The organism is Pseudomonas sp. NFACC13-1, assembly GCF_900104425.1.
GTDB lineage: Bacteria > Pseudomonadota > Gammaproteobacteria > Pseudomonadales > Pseudomonadaceae > Aquipseudomonas > Aquipseudomonas fluorescens_AA.
Genome location: NZ_FMXV01000009.1, coordinates 151288 through 170857, shown reverse-complemented (window position 1 = coordinate 170857; position 19570 = coordinate 151288). Strand labels below are relative to the sequence as shown.

General features: G+C 56.0%; 17 protein-coding genes. 9 read left to right on the top strand and 8 right to left on the bottom strand.

All coding sequences use genetic code 11. The features are described 5' to 3' along the window. The first annotated feature begins 26 nt into the window (after positions 1-26). Complete coding sequence (locus BLQ55_RS14245; RefSeq protein WP_092254515.1) at positions 27-1169, top strand: MFS transporter; 1143 nt, start codon at positions 27-29, stop codon at positions 1167-1169. A gap of 37 nt (positions 1170-1206) precedes the next feature. Here the strand turns inward: BLQ55_RS14245 and BLQ55_RS14240 are convergent, their stop codons facing one another. Together BLQ55_RS14240 and BLQ55_RS14235 are read right to left on the bottom strand one after the other, a co-directional pair. Beyond that, positions 1207-2772, bottom strand: a complete 1566-nt coding sequence (locus BLQ55_RS14240) for a phospholipase D family protein (protein WP_092254512.1) — start codon at positions 2770-2772, stop codon at positions 1207-1209. Between the two features lie 61 nt (positions 2773-2833). Next, entirely contained in the window at positions 2834-4267 is a 1434-nt protein-coding gene (locus tag BLQ55_RS14235; protein WP_092204762.1) for an aminotransferase-like domain-containing protein, read from the bottom strand. Between the two features lie 179 nt (positions 4268-4446). Here BLQ55_RS14235 and BLQ55_RS14230 point away from each other — a divergent pair, with 179 nt between their 5' ends. Further along, entirely contained in the window at positions 4447-4692 is a 246-nt protein-coding gene (locus tag BLQ55_RS14230) for a DUF1127 domain-containing protein (protein ID WP_092204761.1), read from the top strand. Between the two features lie 113 nt (positions 4693-4805). On the opposite strand, the gene BLQ55_RS14225 is transcribed toward BLQ55_RS14230, so the two are convergent. Beyond that, positions 4806-6113: an NAD(P)/FAD-dependent oxidoreductase gene (locus BLQ55_RS14225; protein WP_092254509.1), complete on the bottom strand. Its 1308-nt coding sequence runs from the start codon at positions 6111-6113 to the stop codon at positions 4806-4808. Positions 6114-6258: 145 nt separating this feature from the next. Between BLQ55_RS14225 and BLQ55_RS14220 the strand changes: the two genes are divergently transcribed. After that, complete coding sequence (locus BLQ55_RS14220) at positions 6259-6612, top strand: YkgJ family cysteine cluster protein (protein WP_092204759.1); 354 nt, start codon at positions 6259-6261, stop codon at positions 6610-6612. A 41-nt stretch (positions 6613-6653) separates the two neighbouring features. Here the strand turns inward: BLQ55_RS14220 and BLQ55_RS14215 are convergent, their stop codons facing one another. Beyond that, positions 6654-7142, bottom strand: a complete 489-nt coding sequence (locus tag BLQ55_RS14215) for an Lrp/AsnC ligand binding domain-containing protein (protein WP_003206849.1) — start codon at positions 7140-7142, stop codon at positions 6654-6656. A 156-nt stretch (positions 7143-7298) separates the two neighbouring features. On the opposite strand from BLQ55_RS14215, the gene dadA reads away from it, so the two are divergent. From dadA to BLQ55_RS14190, 5 genes are all read left to right on the top strand, one after another. Then, the gene (dadA, locus tag BLQ55_RS14210) at positions 7299-8603 is read left to right on the top strand and encodes a D-amino acid dehydrogenase (protein ID WP_092254557.1); all 1305 of its coding nucleotides are present in this window, start codon (positions 7299-7301) and stop codon (positions 8601-8603) included. Beyond that, positions 8575-8928, top strand: coding sequence for a RidA family protein (locus BLQ55_RS14205; RefSeq protein WP_060740072.1), 354 nt, complete (start codon positions 8575-8577; stop codon positions 8926-8928). Before dadA ends, BLQ55_RS14205 begins: the two co-directional genes overlap by 29 nt. A gap of 96 nt (positions 8929-9024) precedes the next feature. Further along, entirely contained in the window at positions 9025-10098 is a 1074-nt protein-coding gene (gene alr / locus BLQ55_RS14200; RefSeq protein WP_092204757.1) for an alanine racemase, read from the top strand. Positions 10099-10226: 128 nt separating this feature from the next. Continuing rightward, positions 10227-10775, top strand: a complete 549-nt coding sequence (locus BLQ55_RS14195) for a cupin domain-containing protein (protein WP_017135864.1) — start codon at positions 10227-10229, stop codon at positions 10773-10775. A 183-nt stretch (positions 10776-10958) separates the two neighbouring features. After that, on the top strand, positions 10959-11372 hold the full coding sequence (locus BLQ55_RS14190) for a c-type cytochrome (protein WP_092204756.1): 414 nt from the start codon (positions 10959-10961) through the stop codon (positions 11370-11372). Positions 11373-11444: 72 nt separating this feature from the next. On the opposite strand, the gene BLQ55_RS14185 is transcribed toward BLQ55_RS14190, so the two are convergent. Genes BLQ55_RS14185 through lanM form a run of 4 tightly spaced genes read right to left on the bottom strand, consistent with a single transcriptional unit; the run spans position 11445 to position 16854 of the window. Beyond that, a complete protein-coding gene (locus BLQ55_RS14185) occupies positions 11445-12179 on the bottom strand; it encodes an AAA family ATPase (protein ID WP_092204755.1) in 735 nt (244 codons plus the stop codon). After that, positions 12172-13050: an ABC transporter ATP-binding protein gene (locus BLQ55_RS14180; RefSeq protein ID WP_092204754.1), complete on the bottom strand. Its 879-nt coding sequence runs from the start codon at positions 13048-13050 to the stop codon at positions 12172-12174. The genes BLQ55_RS14185 and BLQ55_RS14180 overlap by 8 nt, the downstream gene beginning before the upstream one ends. Beyond that, positions 13043-13924, bottom strand: coding sequence for an ABC transporter transmembrane domain-containing protein (locus BLQ55_RS14175; RefSeq protein WP_092254506.1), 882 nt, complete (start codon positions 13922-13924; stop codon positions 13043-13045). Before BLQ55_RS14175 ends, BLQ55_RS14180 begins: the two co-directional genes overlap by 8 nt. Then, positions 13921-16854 (bottom strand): type 2 lanthipeptide synthetase LanM, encoded by a 2934-nt coding sequence (gene lanM / locus BLQ55_RS14170; RefSeq protein ID WP_170847658.1) that lies wholly within the window; start codon positions 16852-16854, stop codon positions 13921-13923. Before lanM ends, BLQ55_RS14175 begins: the two co-directional genes overlap by 4 nt. 713 nt (positions 16855-17567) lie before the next feature. Here lanM and BLQ55_RS14165 point away from each other — a divergent pair. Continuing rightward, complete coding sequence (locus BLQ55_RS14165) at positions 17568-19499, top strand: acetyl-CoA hydrolase/transferase C-terminal domain-containing protein (protein ID WP_092254503.1); 1932 nt, start codon at positions 17568-17570, stop codon at positions 19497-19499. Positions 19500-19570 lie beyond the last annotated feature (71 nt).

Genomic DNA, 19570 nt, shown 5'->3' with positions numbered 1-19570 from the left:
TGATAACTGTCCACAGGAGCGTGGAAATGCGTTGGGCAACCTATTTCGCCGTGCTGGCGTCTGTCCTGAGCGTCGGCCTGGCCCTGGGCGTGAGCATGCCGTTGGTGTCGCTGCGCCTGGAGGGCTGGGGTTATGGCTCGTTCGCCATTGGTGTGATGGCGGCCATGCCGGCCTTGGGGGTGTTGCTCGGGGCCAAGGTGTCGAGCCGGCTGGCGGCGCGGTTCGGTACGGCGGCGTTGATGCGCCTGTGCCTGTGGGGCGGTGCGGTGTCCATCGGGTTGCTGGCGCTGCTGCCCAGCTATCCGGTCTGGTTGCTGCTGCGCCTGATGATTGGCGTGGTCCTGACCTTGGTGTTCATCCTGGGTGAGAGCTGGATCAATCAACTGGTCATTGAACGATGGTGTGGACGGTTGGTGGCGCTGTACGGCAGCAGCTACGCCCTGAGTCAGTTGTCCGGCCCACTGCTGCTGGGCGCGCTGGGGACCGATCATGACTACGGGTTCTGGGTGGGCGTCGGCCTGCTGTTGGCCGCGCCCTTGCTGTTGCTGGGCCGCAGCGGTGCGCCGAGCAGCGAGGCCGGCAACGTCACGTTCGGCGATTTGTGGACGTTTTGCCGTGGCTTGCCGGCGATTGCCTGGGCAGTCTCGTTGTTCGCTGCGTTCGAGGCGATGATCCTCACGTTGTTGCCGGTGTATTGCCTTCGCCAGGGTTTCACGGCCGACATTGCGCTGGCGATGGTCAGCACCGTGGTGGTCGGTGATGCCTTGCTGCAGTTGCCCATCGGCGCCCTGGCCGATCGCGTGTCTCGCCGGGCCCTGTTGACGGGGTGCGCGGTGGCGTTGATGTTATCGAGCCTGGCGGTTCCGCTGTTGATCGATACCCTGTTGATCTGGCCGCTGTGGGTACTGTTCGGTGCCAGCGCGGGCGGCTTGTTCACGCTGTCGCTGATCCTGATCGGCGAGCGTTACCGCGACGATGCACTGGTGCGGGCCAACGCCCATGTCGCGCAGCTGTGGGGGCTCGGTTGCCTGATTGGCCCATTGGTGGCAGGGGCGGGCAGCCAATGGGTCAGCGGACATGCACTGCCTTTGTTCATGGCGGCCGGGGCGTTCGGATTGGTGATCCTGCTGTTGCGCCAAGGGGCGTTCGGGGCAACTCAAGCGGCCTGAGCATACCCAAATCCCTTGCCACAAAAGCGGGCCGTCTCTAAAGCATCCGCTCCAACCCGACAGTCGTGGCGAACCAGGCATTGAACCGGCGCCACCAACTGCCCGGTTCGCGGTCCAGGTGGTGGATCTTGCCATTGTCTTCGGTGGTCCATACAAGCGCTCCATCTTCCAGCCTGGCCTGATAACTCAGGGTCGGCGCCATGCCTTGCAGGGCCAGCTCACGCACTTGGCCGGCGAGTTCCGGGCTGTCCACCAGCACGCCGACTTCGGTGTTCCACAGCACTGAGCGCGGGTCGAAATTGAACGAGCCGATGAAGGATTTCTGCTGGTCGAAGATGATCGCCTTGCTGTGCAGGCTGGAATCCGATTCGCCGTAGGATTTGCTGTAGAACAGATGCGGGCTGCCGCCAGTGTCGCCCGGTTGTCGTCGCAGTTCGAACAGGCGCACGCCATGTTGCAGCAGGGCCTTGCGGTACGGTGCGTAGCCGCCGTGCACGGCGGGCACGTCGGTGGCCTCCAGGGAGTTGGTCAGCAGGCTCACCGACACGCCGGCATCGGCGCGACTGGTCAGGTACACCAAGCCTGGCTGGCCGGGGACGAAGTAGGCGGAAATCATGATCAGTTCTTTGCTGACGCCCGTCAGCTCGGGGGCCAGTTGGGTCGTCAGCAATAGCTGAGGGTCCGGTTCGTCCTTGGCCAGCACTTTGCTGGGCGCGTCCCACAGCGCCTGGTTCCAGGCCCAGATCAGCTGGTCGCGCCAGGTGTCCAGGCGCGGTTGGGTCTTGTAGGCGGTCAGTTGCTGGTAGAGCGCGTGGTTTTCTTTGTGGGTCTGCTCCAGGGACTCTTGCAGGCGCAGGCGGCTGTTGGCCAGGTCCTTGGGCGTGGGGCGATGGGACAGGAACTGTTCGATGGGTTTGCTCAGGGCGCTGTTCCAGTACTGGTCGAAGCTGTGGCCCAATTGTTCGGCCACCGGACCGACACTGAGCAGGTCGATGTCGGTGAAGTTCAGGTTGGGTTCGGCGTCGAAGTACTCATCGCCCAGGTTGCGGCCGCCGACGATGGCCATGCTGTTGTCCGCCAGCCACAACTTGTTGTGCATCCGGCGGTGTTGCAACGACAGGTCGAACAGGCGCCCGAGGCTGCGAGTCACGCCGGTGGCGCGTCCCAGGTGCAGCGGATTGAACAGGCGGATCTGGATTTGCGGATGGGCGGCGAGGGTGGCGATGATCTGATCCTGGCCATCGCTGGTGGTATCGTCCAGCAAGATCCGTACGCGTACGCCCCGGTCGGCGGCCTTGAGCAGTTCATCCACCAGCATTCGCGTGCTGATGCCGTCATGGACGATGTAGTACTGCAAATCCAGGCTGCCTTGGGCATGGCGAATCAGCTCGGCCCGGGCGGTGAAGGCCTCGGTGCTGTCCGACAGCAGTCGAAAGCCCGAGCGCCCTTCATGGGCGGCGGCCTGGGCCTGGACCGAGCGGCCGAACGAAGAATCGGTGGCCGGCAGGGCCTGGGAGGGCTCGCGGGTGATATCAAGACCGGCGCAGCCGCTCAGCAGTGAGGCGACTAACAGCAGCGCAGGCAGGATCGGTCTGGATCTCACGTAGGATCGTTCCGCTTGTTCACATTGATCGGCTGTTGGGTACTGCTTCTCTGGGTAAAGTTCAGACGACGTCGCGCTGGGTTTCGTTCAACAGCGCGATAGCGGCGGCTCCGACCTTGCGCACGGCCTCTTCGATCTGGGCCGTTGGCTTGGCAGCGTAGTTCATCCGCAGGCAGTTGCGGTACTTGCCCGAGGCCGAAAAAATACTGCCGACGGCGACCTGCACGCCTTGGTCCAGCAGAGCCCGATTGAGCTTCAACGTGTCGAAGCCGTCGGGCAATTCGATCCACAGCATGAAACTGCCCCGTGGGCGACTGGCACGGGTGCCCGGTGGAAAATAGCGGCTGACCCAGTCGATCATCACGTCGCGATTGCGCTGGTATTGCGTACGCATCCGCCGCAAATGGGGTTCGAAATGCCCGCCCTTGAGAAATTCGGCAATGGCGATCTGCGGCTGTGGCGCGGTAGAGCCGGTGCTGATGTATTTCATGTGCAGCACCCGCTCCAGGTAACGGCCTGGCGCGACCCAGCCAATGCGCAGGCCAGGCGCCAGGGTCTTGGAAAATGAACTGCAGAGCAGGACGCGACCGTCTTCATCGAAGGACTTGATGGTGCGTGGGCGGGGGTACGTGTAGGCCAATTCCCCATACACATCATCTTCGATGATCGCCACGTCGAAGCGCTGTGCCAGGTTCAGCAGCGCGCGCTTATTGGCGTCGGGCATGATGTAGCCCAGCGGGTTATTGCAGCTGGGGGTCAACTGTATGGCCTTGATGGGCCATTGCTCCAAGGCCAGCTCCAGTGCATCCAGGCTGATGCCGGTGAGCGGGTCGGTGGGGATTTCCAAGGCCTTCATGCCCAGGCCCTTGAGGGTTTGCATGGCCCCGTGAAAGCTGGGTGAATCCACTGCGACGATATCGCCTTGTTCGCAGGTGGCGCGGATGCTGACCGACAGGGCTTCATGGCAGCCGGTGGTGACGATCAGGTCGTTGGGGCCCAGTTGGCAGCCGGAGTCCAACGACAGTCGGGCGATCTGTTCACGCAGCGCGAGGTTGCCGTAGATGTTGTCGTAATACAGGCCGGGCATGTCTTGCCGGCGGCTGATCTGCGCCAGGCTGCGCAGCAGCGGTTTCATGGTCGGCGAGTTGATGTCCGGCATCCCGCGTCCCAGTTGCACCACATCCGGGCGCGGTACGGCGCGTATCAGCTCCAGCACCTGGTCCCACTGGGAAATATCCACGGGACGCTGGGCCGGACGGCCTACGACCGGCAGGTCCGGCAACTCGCGACCCACGGGTACGAAGTAACCGGACTTGGGTCTCGGCATCGCCAGCCCACTGTCCTCCAGCACGCGATAGGCCTGCTGCACCGTACTCAAGCTGACCCCGTGTTCCGTGCTCAATGCCCGCACAGATGGCAGCCGGTCGCCGGGGCGGTAGAAGCCCTGCTCGATGCGGGTGCCAAGCAGTTCGGCGAGGTTCACGTAGAGGGTCATGGTGCGCTCCCGATGAGTTGGACAACTGTAACCGATACAGTTGGGTTGGAAAATGACAATTCAGTGGCGGAAATACCGAATCTGTATGCTTATAAAAGAAATGGGTTGAATCTGTATTGCTTTTAGCCGTCCGCGCATCATGAAACCTCTGGCTACCCAAGTAAACAGGAGCGATCAAAATGAACGGCTTGAGCGATGTGCGGCTGACGTTACACAGTCAGGAACTGGTGGCAGGGCAGGAAAAGGGGCTGCGCAGCGCGTCATTGCGCAATCCGCCGTCCGGCCTGAGCCGCTGGGCCCTGTTCTGGCATCGTCTGCATACACGCAAGGCCTTGTTGGAACTTACACCCGAACAGTTGCGTGACATCGGGCTGACTCGGGAGCAGGCGTTGGAGGAGGGGCTCAAACCGTTCTGGCGGCTTTGAAGTGGTGCCGGCCCGGAGACGGCTATCGCGGGCAAGCCTTGCTCCCACAGATTGAAATGGCCTGTGGGAGCAAGGCTTGCCCGCGATCGCGTCGTCAGTCCTGGTGAAGCTCTTTAAACCAACTCTTTCAACCGATGCCACAACATCCCCAGCGCCAACAGCGGTGAGCGCAAGTGCTTGCCCCCCGGGAAGGTCATGTGCGGGACCTGGGCGAACAGGTCGAAACCGCTGCTGTGCTGGCCGCTGATGGCTTCGGCCAACAGTTTGCCGGCCAGGTGCGTGGCATTCACCCCATGGCCGGAATAAGCCTGGGCGTAATACACATTGGGCTGGTCCTTGAGCCGGCCGATCTGCGGCAAACGGTTGGCACCAATGCCAATCATCCCGCCCCATTGATAATCGATTTTCACATCCGCCAATTGCGGGAACACCTTGAGCATTTTCGGACGCATGTAGGCGCCAATGTCCTGCGGGTCGCGGCCGGAATAGTGACAGGCCCCACCGAACAGCAAGCGGCGATCCGCCGAAAGCCGGTAGTAATCCAATGCGACCCGTTGGTCGCAGACCGCCATGTTCTGCGGCAACAGCGCCTGTGCCTGGGCCTGGCTCAAGGGTTCGGTGGCGATGATGTAGCTGCCGGCCGGCAGGACTTTGCCGCCGAGTTGCGGATTGAGTCCATTGAGGTAGGCATTGCAGCCCAGCACCAGCGTCTTGGCACGAACCAAGCCCTGTTGGGTGTGCACGCTCACCTCAGGGCCGTAGTCGATGCGCGTGACCGCCGATTGTTCGAACAGCCGGACCCCCAATTGCTGCGCCGCGGCGGCTTCGCCCAGGGCCAGGTTCAACGGATGCAAATGGCCCGAGCCCATGTCGATCAATCCGCCGACGTAGCGATCCGAACCCACGACGCTGTGCATTTCGTCGGCTTGCAGCAGTCGGGTCGGGTGGCGATAACCCAGGCTGCGCAATTCTTCGGCGTCTTCGGCGAAGCCTTCCAGGTCGCTGGGTTTGTTGGCGAGGTCGCAGTAGCCCCAGGTGAGGTCGCAGGGGATTTGAAAACGCTCGACGCGCTGTCGGACGATTTCCACGGCCTCAAGCCCCATGAGTTTCATCTGGCGCACGCCGTCGGTGCCGAGGATCGGCGCGAACTGGTCGAGACCATGACCAACACCACGGATCAATTGGCCGCCGTTGCGCCCGCTGGCCCCCCAGCCGATCCGGTGCGCTTCCAGCAGCACCACGCTCATGCCGCGCTCGGCCAGTTCGATCGCCGTGTTCAACCCGGAGAACCCGCCGCCGACGACGCAGACATCCGCCCGCAACTCACCCTGCAGCAGCGGATGGTCCGGTTGCGGCAGGCTGCTGGCGGCGTAGTAAGAGGCGGCGTGCGCGTGGTTCGGTTGCTGAACACGGGCGTTCATGTGCGTAATCCTGATTTTTGTGTTTGAGAAATTTTACGGAGCATAAGCCGGGGATTCCTTCCTGGGCAACATCGGTCGGTTGGCGCTGTCTGGCACGCGGCCTTTGAGGCAGAATCCCGGTTTATCCCTCTCGGTAATCGTCTCGATGAGCTGCAACAGTCAAAAAATCCGCACGCTACGCCAGCAGATTCCCTCGTTCGAGTGCGTGCCGGGCTGCCATGACTGCTGCGGTCCGGTCACCACCTCGCCCGAGGAAATGGCCCGCCTGCCCCGCAAGACCCGCGCCGAACAGGACGCGGCCATGGAAGCCTTGGACTGCGTGCACCTGGGGCCCGATGGTTGCACCGTCTACGACGAGCGGCCGCTGATCTGCCGGCTGTTCGGCACCACGGCGACCTTGCCGTGTCCCAATGGCCGGCGGCCGGTGGAGCTGATTCATCCGCGGGTCGAGAAACAGATTCATGAGTACATGGCCAGCACCCGGCAGGTGTTGGTCTAGTCGCCAGGAGACCGAGTCGCGAGGGCGGTCTGGAGCCAGGCTCAATCCGGAATCGGCAGGTTCAGGCTCTCCTTCACTTCTTCCATCACGATGTAACTCTTGGATTCGCGCACGTGGGGCAGCTTGAGCAGGATGTCCCCCAGCAACTTGCGGTACGAAGCCATCTCGGAAATCCGTGCTTTCACCAGATAGTCGAAATCCCCTGACACCAGGTGACATTCCAGCACGTGAGGCAGTTTCAGCACGGCGCGTCGGAACTCTTCGAAGGTGTCGCCGGATTTGTAGTCGAGGCTGATCTCGACAAATACCAGCAGGCTGCCCTTCAAGTGCTGCGGATTGAGCCGGGCGTTGTAGCCCATGATGATGCCCTCGCGCTCCAGGCGCCGGACCCGCTCGGTACAGGGCGTGGTGGACAGGCCGACCTTTTCCCCCAGCTCGGTGAAGGAGATCCGCCCGTCCGCCTGGAGAATGCGCAGGATGTTGCGGTCGATCTTGTCCAGCTCGCGTTTGGTCTGGGTATTGGTACGCACAGGTGATGCGCCTCCATGAAAAGGGGTTTTGCCGAGAATTCTCGCCAAATATAGGTGTTTATATAGTGAAAAGCACTGGCTGATCTTTTTTACACTGCGCCCATCTAAGCTGTGTACAACAAACGTCAGCGGTTCATCCGCGATGAGGGCATCAACATGCGCATTCTGGTCTTGGGTAGCGGCGTCATCGGTACCGTCAGTGCTTATTATCTGGCTCGTGCCGGGTTTGAAGTGGTGGTGGTCGACCGTCAGCCAGCGCCTGCCATGGAAACCAGTTTCGCCAACGCCGGCCAAGTGTCGCCGGGTTATGCCTCGCCATGGGCCGCGCCGGGCGTGCCGCTCAAGGCCATCAAGTGGCTGCTGCAACGGCATGCGCCGCTGGCGATCAAGGCCACTGCCGATATCGACCAGTACCTGTGGATGGCGCAGATGCTGCGCAATTGCACCGCCAGCCGCTATGCCATCAACAAGGAACGCATGGTGCGCCTGTCCGAGTACAGCCGTGACTGCCTCGACGAGCTGCGCGCCGAAACCGGCATTGCCTACGAAGGCCGTAGCCTGGGGACTACACAGTTGTTCCGCACCCAGGCCCAGCTCGATGGCGCGGCAAAAGACATTGCCGTGCTGAAAGAGTCCGGCGTACCGTTCGAAGTGCTCGACCGCGAAGGCATCGCCCGGGTCGAGCCGGCCCTGGCCAATGTCACCGACATCCTGGCCGGTGCCTTGCGCCTGCCTAACGACCAGACCGGCGACTGCCAGATGTTTACCACGCGCCTGGCGGAAATGGCGGTGAAGCTGGGTGTGCAATTCCGCTTCGGCCAGGATATCCAGCGCCTGGACTTCGCTGGCGACCGTATCAACGGTGTCTGGATCGACGGCAAGCTGGAAACCGCCGACCGCTATGTGCTCGCCCTGGGCAGCTATTCGCCGCAATTGCTCAAGCCCCTCGGGATCCGTGCGCCGGTGTATCCGCTCAAGGGTTACTCCCTGACCGTGCCGATCACCAACCCGGCGATGGCCCCGACCTCGACCATTCTCGACGAAACCTACAAGGTCGCGATCACCCGTTTCGACAATCGCATTCGGGTGGGCGGCATGGCGGAAATCGCCGGTTTCGACCTCTCCCTCAACCCGCGTCGGCGTGAAACCCTGGAGATGATCGTCAACGACCTTTATCCTCAGGGCGGCGATCTGGCCCAGGCGAGTTTCTGGACCGGCTTGCGTCCGACCACCCCGGATGGCACGCCCATCGTCGGTGCCACGCCCTTCAAGAATCTGTTCCTGAACACCGGCCACGGTACCCTCGGATGGACCATGGCCTGTGGTTCCGGTCGCCTGTTGGCCGACCTGATGGCGAAGAAAAAGCCGCAGATCAGCGCCGAAGGCCTCGATATTTCCCGTTATGGCAGCAAACCCCAGGAGTCTGCAAAACATGTCAATCCAGCGCCAGCTCACCAATGACCGCATGAGCCAAGTTGTCGTGCACAACGGCACCGTTTACCTGGCCGGGCAGGTCGGCGACGACATGAACGCCGGTATTGAACAGCAGACCCGCGAATGCCTGGCCAATATCGAGCGTTTGCTGGAGTTGTCGGGGACCGACAAGACGCGGCTGCTATCGGTGACGATCTACCTGAAGGACATCGAGGCGCATTTCGCAGGCATGAATGCCGTCTGGGATAAGTGGCTGCCCAAAGGCGTCGCCCCGGCCCGGGCCACGGTCGAGGCCAAGCTGTGTGAACCGCAGATCCTGGTGGAGCTGTCCGTCGTGGCTGCGCTGCCTTAATACCGGCCCAAACGATTCCTCTCCCGGCGCTGTGGGTGGACCACCCTGCCAGCCCGCGCCGGTTTTTTCTTCATGACCGCCTAGAAGCCTGCCGCCATGCGTCCTGCCCGTGCCCTGATCGATCTCCAAGCCCTGCGTCACAACTACCAATTGGCCCGTGAGGTCACGGGGGCCAAGGCCCTTGCAGTGATCAAGGCCGACGCCTACGGGCACGGCGCCGTGCGGTGCGCCGAGGCGCTACAGGACACGACGGACGGGTTCGCCGTGGCCTGCATCGAAGAAGCCCTGGAGCTGCGGGCCGGTGGGATCCGTGGGCCGATCCTGCTGTTGGAGGGTTTTTTCGAAGCCGATGAGCTGCCCTTGATCGTCGAGCACGACTTCTGGTGCGTGGTGCATTCGTTATGGCAGCTCGAAGCGATTGAAAAAGCCGCACTGAGCCAGCCGATCACGGTCTGGCTCAAGCTCGATTCCGGCATGCACAGGGTCGGCCTGCATCCGGCGGATTACCAGGCGGCCTACCGTCGCCTGCTGGCCAGCGGCAAAGTGGCGAAGATTGTCCTGATGAGCCACTTCGCCCGCGCCGATGAACTGCACGACTCCAGCAGCACCGAGCAACTGGCCGTGTTCGAGGCGGCCCGTCAGGGGCTGGTGGCAGAGGTCAGCCTGCGCAACTCCCCAGCGGTGCTGGGCTGGCCAAAGATGCCGAGCGACTGGGTGCGGCCGGGCATCATGCTCTACGGCGCGACCCCCTTCGACGAACCCAACACGGTCGCCTCGCGCCTGCAACCGGTGATGACCCTGGAATCGAAGATCATCTGTGTGCGTGAATTGCCCGCCGGTGAGCCGGTGGGCTACGGTGCTCGCTTCGTGACCACGCAACCGACCCGGGTCGGGGTGGTCGCCATGGGCTATGCCGACGGCTACCCGCGCCAGGCGCCGAACGGCACCCCGGTGCGGGTGGATGGGCAGCGCAGCCAGCTGGTCGGGCGGGTGTCGATGGACATGCTGTGTGTCGACTTGACCCATGTCCCCCAGGCCGGACTCGGCTCGACCGTGGAGTTGTGGGGCAAGAACATCCTCGCCAGCGACGTCGCCAAGGCCGCCGACACGATTCCTTACCAGATTTTCTGCAACCTGCGGCGGGTGCCACGGCTCTATTCCGGGGGCTGAGACGAAGCGCCACCTACCGAAAGTCGCTTCACCGCACAGGATTCGGGTCAAAGTGTTGTAAATACTGAACGCTGTCGCCATGATAACGCTCACTTTCCTCACAACCTGATTCCCTGGAGGCTCCAGCATTGGACGTCGGTGAACGACTGCAATCCATTCGTAAACTCAAAGGCCTTTCCCAGCGTGAACTCGCCAAGCGCGCGGGCGTCACCAACAGCACTATTTCGATGATCGAGAAGAACAGCGTCAGCCCCTCGATCAGCTCGTTGCGTAAGGTCCTTGGCGGGATTCCCATGTCCATGGTCGAGTTTTTCTCCGAGGAGATCCTTCAGGAAAAACCGACTCAGATCGTCTACAAAGCCAACGAACTGATCGACATCTCCGATGGTGCCGTGACCATGAAGCTGGTGGGTCGGGCACACCCGAGCCGGGCGATTGCCTTCCTCAACGAGATCTATCCGCCGGGTGCCGATACCGGTGAAGAGATGCTCACCCATGAGGGCGAGGAGACAGGGATTCTGGTGGAAGGGCGGCTGGAACTGGTGGTAGGCCTCGAAACCTTCGTGCTCGAGGCGGGCGACAGCTACTATTTCGAAAGCACCAAGCCCCACCGTTTCCGTAATCCGTTCGACGTGCCGGCGCGACTGATCAGCGCAGCCACGCCGGCCAATTTCTAGACCAAGAGGCGCCAGGCCCCCGTGGCAAAGGCGCCCACCTGTTGGGCTGTCATGACAAACAAGACCCTTGCGACTTTGGGGTTGTTTCAGAGTGACAGGCTTACCGCTATACTTGCGCCCGCCTGCAAACCGTGGCCGCAGGCGTGACTAGCCACCATTGAGGGTGTACGCGTGAACCTAATTATGAAAATGCTGGCTGCACCAGCAACCGTATTGGCCCTATGGGCTGCGACCGCTCAAGCTGCGCCGAACGACGAAATCGCCAAGCGCCTTGAACCCGTCGGCCAGGTCTGCGTCCAGGGCAAGGAATGCAAGGGTATGGAAGTTGCCACTGCCGCTGGCGGCGCTGGCGGTGCCAAGAAACCGGCTGATGTGATTGCAAAGCATTGCAACGCATGCCACGGCACGGGCCTGCTGGGCGCGCCGAAAATCGGTGACAAGGCCGCCTGGAAAGAACGCGCCGATCACCAGGGCGGTCTCGACGGCATCCTGGCCAAGGCCATTACCGGCATCAACTCCATGCCGCCTAAAGGCACCTGCGCCGATTGCTCGGATGACGACCTCAAGGGCGCTATCAAAGAGATGTCTGGCCTGTAAATCAAACAGATCGTTGAGGTGAGCCGTAAGGCTACCTCAACCATTGATTTCGAGGTGATGGTTGATCAGCACTTAGACATGATGCTTATCAAGAACCAGCTTTTTCAAATACTCACCTGAAGAGTTCAAGACAGCCTTGTAGATGCTATAGGCCTCTGTTTCGGCAGGCTCGATTTTTTCTAAAGTCCCATCGTTAATCTGAAGTAACTCGCACCCTGGCATGGACATTATTATGGGGGAGTGTGTCGCAATTATAAATTGAGCGCCTTCGCTGGCAAGTTCAAAAATTCGTAAAATGAATGCTAATTGCCGCTGCGGCGACAAGGAAGCTTCAGGCTCATCAAGAATATAAAGTCCTTTATCATTAAATCTTAGCTGGAATAGTTTCTCCATGGCTTCCCCGTGGGAAATGGTATGTAAGTCACGGCCGCCATAATAGGTCTTTATCTCCGGTGAAAAGCTATTTTCTTCATCCAGGCGCCGAATTTCCGTGTTCAGGTTATAGAAGGTTTCTGCTCGATAAAAAAATAGATCTTTTTCCTTGATATGTCCTTTTGATAGTATCAGTTCCCGATGAAGGTCAGAGTGCGTGTCTTCCGTCTTAAATATAAAATTCTTCCCCCCACCCTCAGGGTTACAGCCGAGCTTGACCGCAATACCTTCAAGTAAAGTAGATTTACCACATCCATTTTCCCCGATGATGACGGTGATAGGTCGCGTAAAGTTTATTGGAAACAGGTTGCGCAAACAAGGAGGAATGCTCGCCGCCGGTTTTAATCGAACTTCTCGCAAATAGAAATTATTCATGTTGAGCGCCCTCGAATATCCTTTTTACTGATTCATTGATTCCGACCAGAGAAAGAGCGGTCTCAAGTGATTGGCGACTTGCCATTGCGAATAAACCAATGTATCCCAGTAAATAAATATACTTTGATCCCAGTAGTTCCGGAGTTGCCGAGGCAATAAAAATCACAATGAATACAGTAGCGATCGCAATTAGAATTTCTGGTATGGAGCAAAGTATCAAATTTAATTTCTGATGCTCATGGCGGGCGCCCGCCGCCTTGTTAAGCCGCTGACAGTGTTTTCTATAGTTGTCGCGATACCGAGCGATGTTGGCTGAATTAATGAGTGTCAAGAAAGAAAGCTTGTATTGTTCCTCCTTCAATATTTCAGCTTGATAAAGCTTGGCAATAATAAGGGACGATTTCTTCAGCTGCAGTGCAGCCAGCGACCAAATGAGCAGTAAAGGTATTAGAAAATAAGGTGTTTCTATTATAAGTAAGTAGGATGTCGTTACAACCAGTAAGCCGGAGCCGAACAGATAAAGTGCGCTTGAAATTGCCGCTGCTATGCGCGCCGTATCTTCCGTGATGCGGGTAATAAATGCGCTATGTGTCGTAGAGCTACGGTGGTTGTAAATATGTTCTATGAGGCTCATACGTAGACTCGTCTCGGCATAGGCATTCAAACTATCAGCAGCACCTTGCAAAATAGCTCTTGCAATAAAGGCAGAGGCCAGTTTCTTTAGTGATTCCAGAATATAAGCTGTATCCGTGATCTTTGTTATTCCCTCAGAAATAATATATGGGATGAGCAATTGACAGCTTGCTGATAACACAAGGCATAGGCTGACCAGCATTAGAATTAAAGAATTCGTCTTTAGCACATTACCCATCTGTTGCTCCTGAAAGGCACCGATCAATTCTCATCCGGCGATAGCGTGCTTCACCGGTTGCATAATATATACTTACGAGTGCGCCTGTTGGTACGAGCACTCGTTCTAGATATACAGCAGCGGAGACAAAATCTCCGATAGATAATGTATCGTTCGCGATGGAATTGGAGCCAATATAGAATAATAAAATTATACCTATTAAGTAAGAAAGGTTGGAGACGAGTTCGAGCAAGGCTATTTTTGCCCTGGAAATTAATGATAAAAGCTTGATCTGGCGGTTGTTTTCTTTAATAAGTTCAAGGTCTGACAGTGAAGAGGAATTTCTGAGGTTGCTGATGTTAGAAATCAGTTGAGTGTTTGTCTCAACATACTTTTTATATGAGCTTAAGTAGGCTCTTCGTGTAAGTATTTTGAATGTGGCGATGTACAGGATTGCCGATAATGGTGCGATAGTTAATGATGGGTTGTAATGAAACACTATGAATAGAGCGAGAAGTAGAGCGCTAAGGCTTGATGCGATGTCTAAGTAAATATTGTGATATAGATAAATGCTGCCTTCTACGTCGCCATCTATTAAGTCGATTGCTTCGCCATGGTTTTCAAGGGTAGTTTTGAGGATGATTTTTTCGGTTAGTCTGGTTTTTAAGCTTTTTCGGGTGGCTGTAGAAAGCTTTTGGATATATAGGTGTGAAGCCAGCCTCCCGCAGGGAGTGGCGATAATTAGTACACAGGCGACAGAAATGATCAATGTATCTATTTCTCCATGCTTGGTATAAAAGTTAATTGCTTGACCTATGAGGTAGGGGGGCGCGATGCCAATTAAAGCACCGGCTATCCCAATTAAAATGACTCGCAGATTCAAAAACATTGTCATATGAGTTTCATTTCGTGGGCGAGAAATGGGAATTTAAATTTCTGGTTAAGCAATCCTATTGATCCTAGCAACGAGCCAACCTTTCCCACCCATAAACCTAACGGATCCGCCGATCTTGTTCTCAACTCTCGTGTGTCATATTCGGCCAAGTTTAGTACGTTGGCCCAAATATACGTTCGATAGTCCGATAAGGCTTCAGGGTTTAGTTCCTTAATCAAATTTAGCAATCCGTACGCGCCGTGGCAAAGCGAGTCGTTTACGGGACGTTTTCTTTTCAATAAGCTATCAAAAGTGAATAGTTTGTTTGGTGGATTTTTGTCTAGAAATGTGATTGCCTCATGAATATCTTTAGATGCAAAGTAACGAAGTGCCAGATAGTTTCCGGGTAAGCCATGGCTCCATGAAAATTCTCCTGGAGATGAGTCGGCAGATCTTCTTCTATAGTCCTTCCAATTGTCGATGTCAGAATCAAACTCAGATAGTTCCCAGTTCAATAAGTCCAAAAATACTGAGTGAATTGATTCGCTTTGCATGATGGTGTTATAGAAATAGAAAATGGCATATGCGCAGCCCATAACGCCGTGAGAAATGCCGCTGAGTAATCCATCGTCACGAGTGGTTATCGACTTTCCAAATGTCACCGTGTTTCGTCCGTTTACTATGCTTAATTCGGTTTCGATTTTGCTATAAAGAGTTTTTCCTAATGACGAAAACTCCGAATCATTTGTCAGTTCATAAAGTCTGGTAATAACTGTTAGCGTTCCAAATGATCCAGAAAGCAGGTCGTTTCCCCAGAAATATTTCTGCCACCAACTGTCAGTAATGACGTCATTCAAATAGCTTTTGTACATAGATAACAAAACATCGCTTCTGTTGTCTTTATAAAATTTCAGGCTTATGTATAAGGGGAGGATGGTGGACGACAAACCGAAATGAAGACCGCCCAAGTGACTGCCTGGGTTAGTCAGTTTTGTGTGGACTCTGGTATATACATGATTTAATAAATCGTGTGTAGCATCTTTTGAAATGGCCACCCACTGACCAGCCAATATGCATCCATAAAGGATACCCGATAAACCATAGTAATAGTCGTCGCCTAATTCGGAGTATTCTACATATCCGCCAGGAGACGCATGGAACCCTAGCCATAAACCATTTGTCGATAACTCATCGATGATCTGGGTGTTAATAAACTCGACGTTTCGATTTTGTGCTAGTCGGACGGCGTGTAGTATCGAGTCTAAGCTTTGGTTAGCTATATTATCCAGGCAATCATGCTGACGAAATTCATGGTCGGTCAAGCGCTTGTCGTGCTCATACATATTCTGCATGGCAATCAATGTGTTCTTTATTAAGCTTGTTTCGAAAGCTGTTCGACACGTTGACAGATTTCTCAAGTAATCAACGCTATTGGTTAATCCGTCCACGTATTCGAGGGAATCCAAATGCCCCTTTCCTAGGTAGCAAGGTTCGAAAAATTCAAGTTGCCCCACTTGGCTTTTAGCATATGGGATATCTAAGTTCATACATGCTTGGATCTCTGCCTCCAAAAAACCAATAGCGGGAGCGGTCTCGTTATCAAGGATTTTTTTTAGAAAAGCTCTTCGGTTTTCGCTGGAACTCATCAGAGAAGCGTGAAGTGAGCATTGAATGGCATAATGATAAGTAGCTGTTGCTCTGGGTACGTATCTACAGGGCAGACCAGAGAGCCGGCTGATAGAGCTAATGAGCGATTCTTTTCTCTTCTCGATCAGCTGGAAGACGCAATGGAATCCTTCGGTTATTTCTTTATAGTACTCCCAAGGCTTTACAACTCGCCCCTTAAAGTATAGAACGTTTTTTCCAGGTAGAATTTTCACTCCGTCCATGCCAAAGCTATCGTTGCCATGTTTATCCTCTATATGCTGGTATAGATTTAAACTGACATATTGTTCGTTTAAGCCACCTAATGCACTTAAATCCACCCCTATCCCGTCGGTGCCCTTCCAAGTCCAGTTCGGTAATATACTGGTCTGAGTAGCATTCCAACGTATCTCCTTGGGAATACTATCGATATTAAGAACATTATAAAAAATTGTCTCCAAATCGATAGGGATCGGACTGCTCGCATGGGCGATGAGATTGTCGGATGTAATATCTGAAGCTGTAAAGGCGGTGCAGAATCCGAGTAAGAAACCTGATCGTTTATAAAATTGTGCTACCTGCAACTGAGATTGGGCGGGCAGCTGCGGTACATATTGTGTCCATCCATGATCTGAGCCGATTATATAATTAGGAATTGTCCATTCGCTATAATCACCGCCAGCATTATCCGATAAATTTCGCAGCAACGCTGACATCGAAGACTCAAGCTCTAAATTCCTTGGTTTATAGACTATTCGTTCCCCGTTACAGAAGGTCAATATGCACACCGTCGCGGAGCCGTTATGAGTTTCGCCTTCCGAAACTTCACATTTTTTCAGAGAATTAAAGCTATTAATATTAGCTATCTTACTCAAGGCGTTTTTGTCACATATGAGATGTTTTGCCAGGCGCAAGCTTTGCTCAAAAAAATTATGGGAAATTGTTTCTAGCAGTCTGTCCAGTTCTGGATAGGCGGTTAATATGTCGTGCAGATAACTCGTGGTGTTCCTGAGGATTTTATAATGCTCTTTTACAGTGACTCTTGCTGTGGGGGCTGTTTTCTCCAAAATGCTTCGTTCGGCGAAAAGAACATTGTTAGCTGTCGCCGTGACTCGAGCGGTCAAATTGTGAAGAAAACCATTAATGATGACTGATTGGTCGTTGTCTGACAGTTCACGCAATTCATTGAACGCTTGCTTACTTTTATATGTGTAGTATGCGAGATACGGCCATACGGGGCAGTCGGTACTGATGTCTACTGATTTTGCTAAGGCGGAATTGGTTAGGAAATCTAAAGGTATTATCATGATGCGTCCCGTAGATGTAGATATAGGTGGCCGATAAGACATCGGCCACCATTTTCAATTAACTGTGAGTAGCCCAGCAGCATTGGTGCCAACATTGGGAGCAGCAGCTTGTGCAAGGCCGTGTCCCACTTGATGCGGCAGTTAGGTTGCTATAAGCCTGAATAGCTAGTGATAAAATCGGGGTGCTGTCAGTGAGCAATATTTTCCTCGCGCTCTGTATGGCTTTTAGATCAATTTGCATATGGATACCTCTAAAGTAATTAGCTGAGTCAAGTGCAGAGGGCGACTTTGCCGGTTGTGAAAGGTTGAATGTCAGGAGGTATTCATGTTTGTGTTCCTTTTGTATTGATTGAAGGTGATATGAGTGGTCGGTTTTTTACTATTGGATTTTTTTTGATGTTTTCAGTAATAAATATTAATCCTCCTCCAATGAGTATCAATCGGAGGCTGCCGATAACATTGAGTGAATTTTGAAGAGTTTAAGTAGTGCGTGCTCAATCTGTAGGTGAGAATATTCTTTGCTTCTTGGGTGTTTGTAGGATGTTGCGTAGGATTTTTTTGAATGCTGGAAATATTCAATTGTTTTGGGCTTTATATGCTCCCTTCCAAGTAGCTGATTACAGATAGAATTTCCCCTCATGGGACTGTTCATCGCAACCAAGACCCGGCAAGCTCGGTCCAACCCACATTCATGGAATGTCCCGGAGGGTCCGATGGTGCAGTTGTGTTCAATCGAACAGGCGGTGGATGACGTGCTCGAGCGCCTGCCCGCGCATATTCACCTCGGCATGCCCCTGGGGCTGGGCAAGCCCAACCTGTTCGCCAACGCGTTGTACCGGCGCATCGCACAGCTGCCCGAGCGACAGCTGACGATCTACACCGCCCTGAGCCTGGGCCGGCCAAACCTGGGCGATGGTTTGCAGAAGCGCTTCCTCGAACCCTTTGTCGAACGGGTCTTTGGCGACTATCCCGAGTTGGATTACCTGGTCGATCTGCACCAGGACAGCCTGCCGGCCAACATCCGCGTCCAGCAGTTCTTCATGCAGCCCGGCAGCCTGCTGCACAGTACATCGGCCCAGCAGAGCTACGTCAGCAGCAACTACAGCCACGCCGCCCGGGACATCAACGCCGCCGGCTTGAACCTGGTGGCGCAACTGGTGGCGAGCGCCCCGGAACACCCGGATCGCCTGAGCCTGAGCTGCAACCCGGACATCACCCTCGACCTGCTGCCGATGATCGCCAAGCGCCGGGCGGCCGGCGAGACCATTCTCCTGGTCGGCCAGGTGCACGACGATTTGCCCTACATGCCGGGCGACGCGGAGGTCGGCATCGACGCTTTTGACCTGTTGGTCGACGAAAAGGACAGTCACACGCTGTTTTCCACGCCGAACATGCCGGTGGGTTTCCAGGATCATCTGATTGGTATACATGCCAGTACCCTGGTGCGCGACGGCGGGACGCTGCAGATCGGCATCGGCGCCATGGGCGACGCGTTGACGGCGGCGCTGCTGGCGCGTCAGGCCGATAACGCCGGTTACCAGGCGTTGCTGGCGGACCTGAACCTTAGCCAGTGGGCGCAACTGATCGAGCGAGAGGGTGGGGTCGAGCCGTTTGCCAAAGGGCTGTACGGTTGCAGTGAAATGTTCGTCAACGGTTTGCTGGTGCTGGCCGAGGCCGGGATCATCCGGCGCAAGGTCTACCCCGACGAGCCGACCCAGGCGCAAGCCAACGCCGGGACCCTCGACGAGGCGGCACAACCCGACGGTATCTGCATACACGGCGGCTTCTTCCTCGGCCCGCGCAGTTTTTACGAGCGCCTGCGTGAGTTGCCGCAGAGCCGTCTTCTCGAATTCAACATGACGCGCATCAGTTACATCAACGAGCTCTACGGCCAGGAACCGCTCAAGCGCCTGCAGCGCCTCGATGCCCGTTTCATCAATACCGTCTTCACCATGACCCTGATGGGGGCCGGGGTGGCCGATCAGTTGGAGGACGGGCGGGTGCTCAGCGGCGTGGGCGGGCAATACAACTTCGTTGCCCAGGGCCATGCGCTGGAGGGCGGACGCTCGATCCTGCTGCTGCGCAGTTGGCGCGAGGCCGGGGGCGAGATCAGCTCGAACATCGTCTGGGAGTACGGCCATTGCACGATCCCCCGGCACCTGCGCGACATCGTGGTGACCGAATACGGCATCGCCGACCTGCGTGGCAAGACCGACGCCGCGGTGATCGAGGCGTTGCTGAACATCAGCGACTCACGCTTCCAGCCCGGGCTGATCGAGCAGGCGCAAAAGGCCGGCAAGTTGCCGAAGGATTTCCGCCTCGATCCACGGTTCGCCGACAACACGTCGGAGCGGTTGCAGGCGATCCAGGCTCGGCATCCGAATCTGTTTCCCGAATACCCGCTGGGCTGTGATTTCGATGGGGTCGAGCGGGACCTGTTGCGGGCGCTGAACTGGCTCAAGAGCAAATTCAAGCTCACCGAGATCCTGGAGTTGGGCAAAGCCGCGCTGGATGCGCCGGAGCCCTGGGAGTTTGCCGGGCATCTGGAGCGGATGCAGCTGACCAGTCCTGAAGGGCTGAAGGAGGAGCTGTTCCAGCGGTTGTTGCTGGCCGGTCTCAAGGCTACTGCGCAACAATCAACCTGAAACCCCTGCGGGAGCGAGCTTGCTCGCGATGGCGGTCTGTCAGACCCATTTTATGTAACAGGTACGCCGCT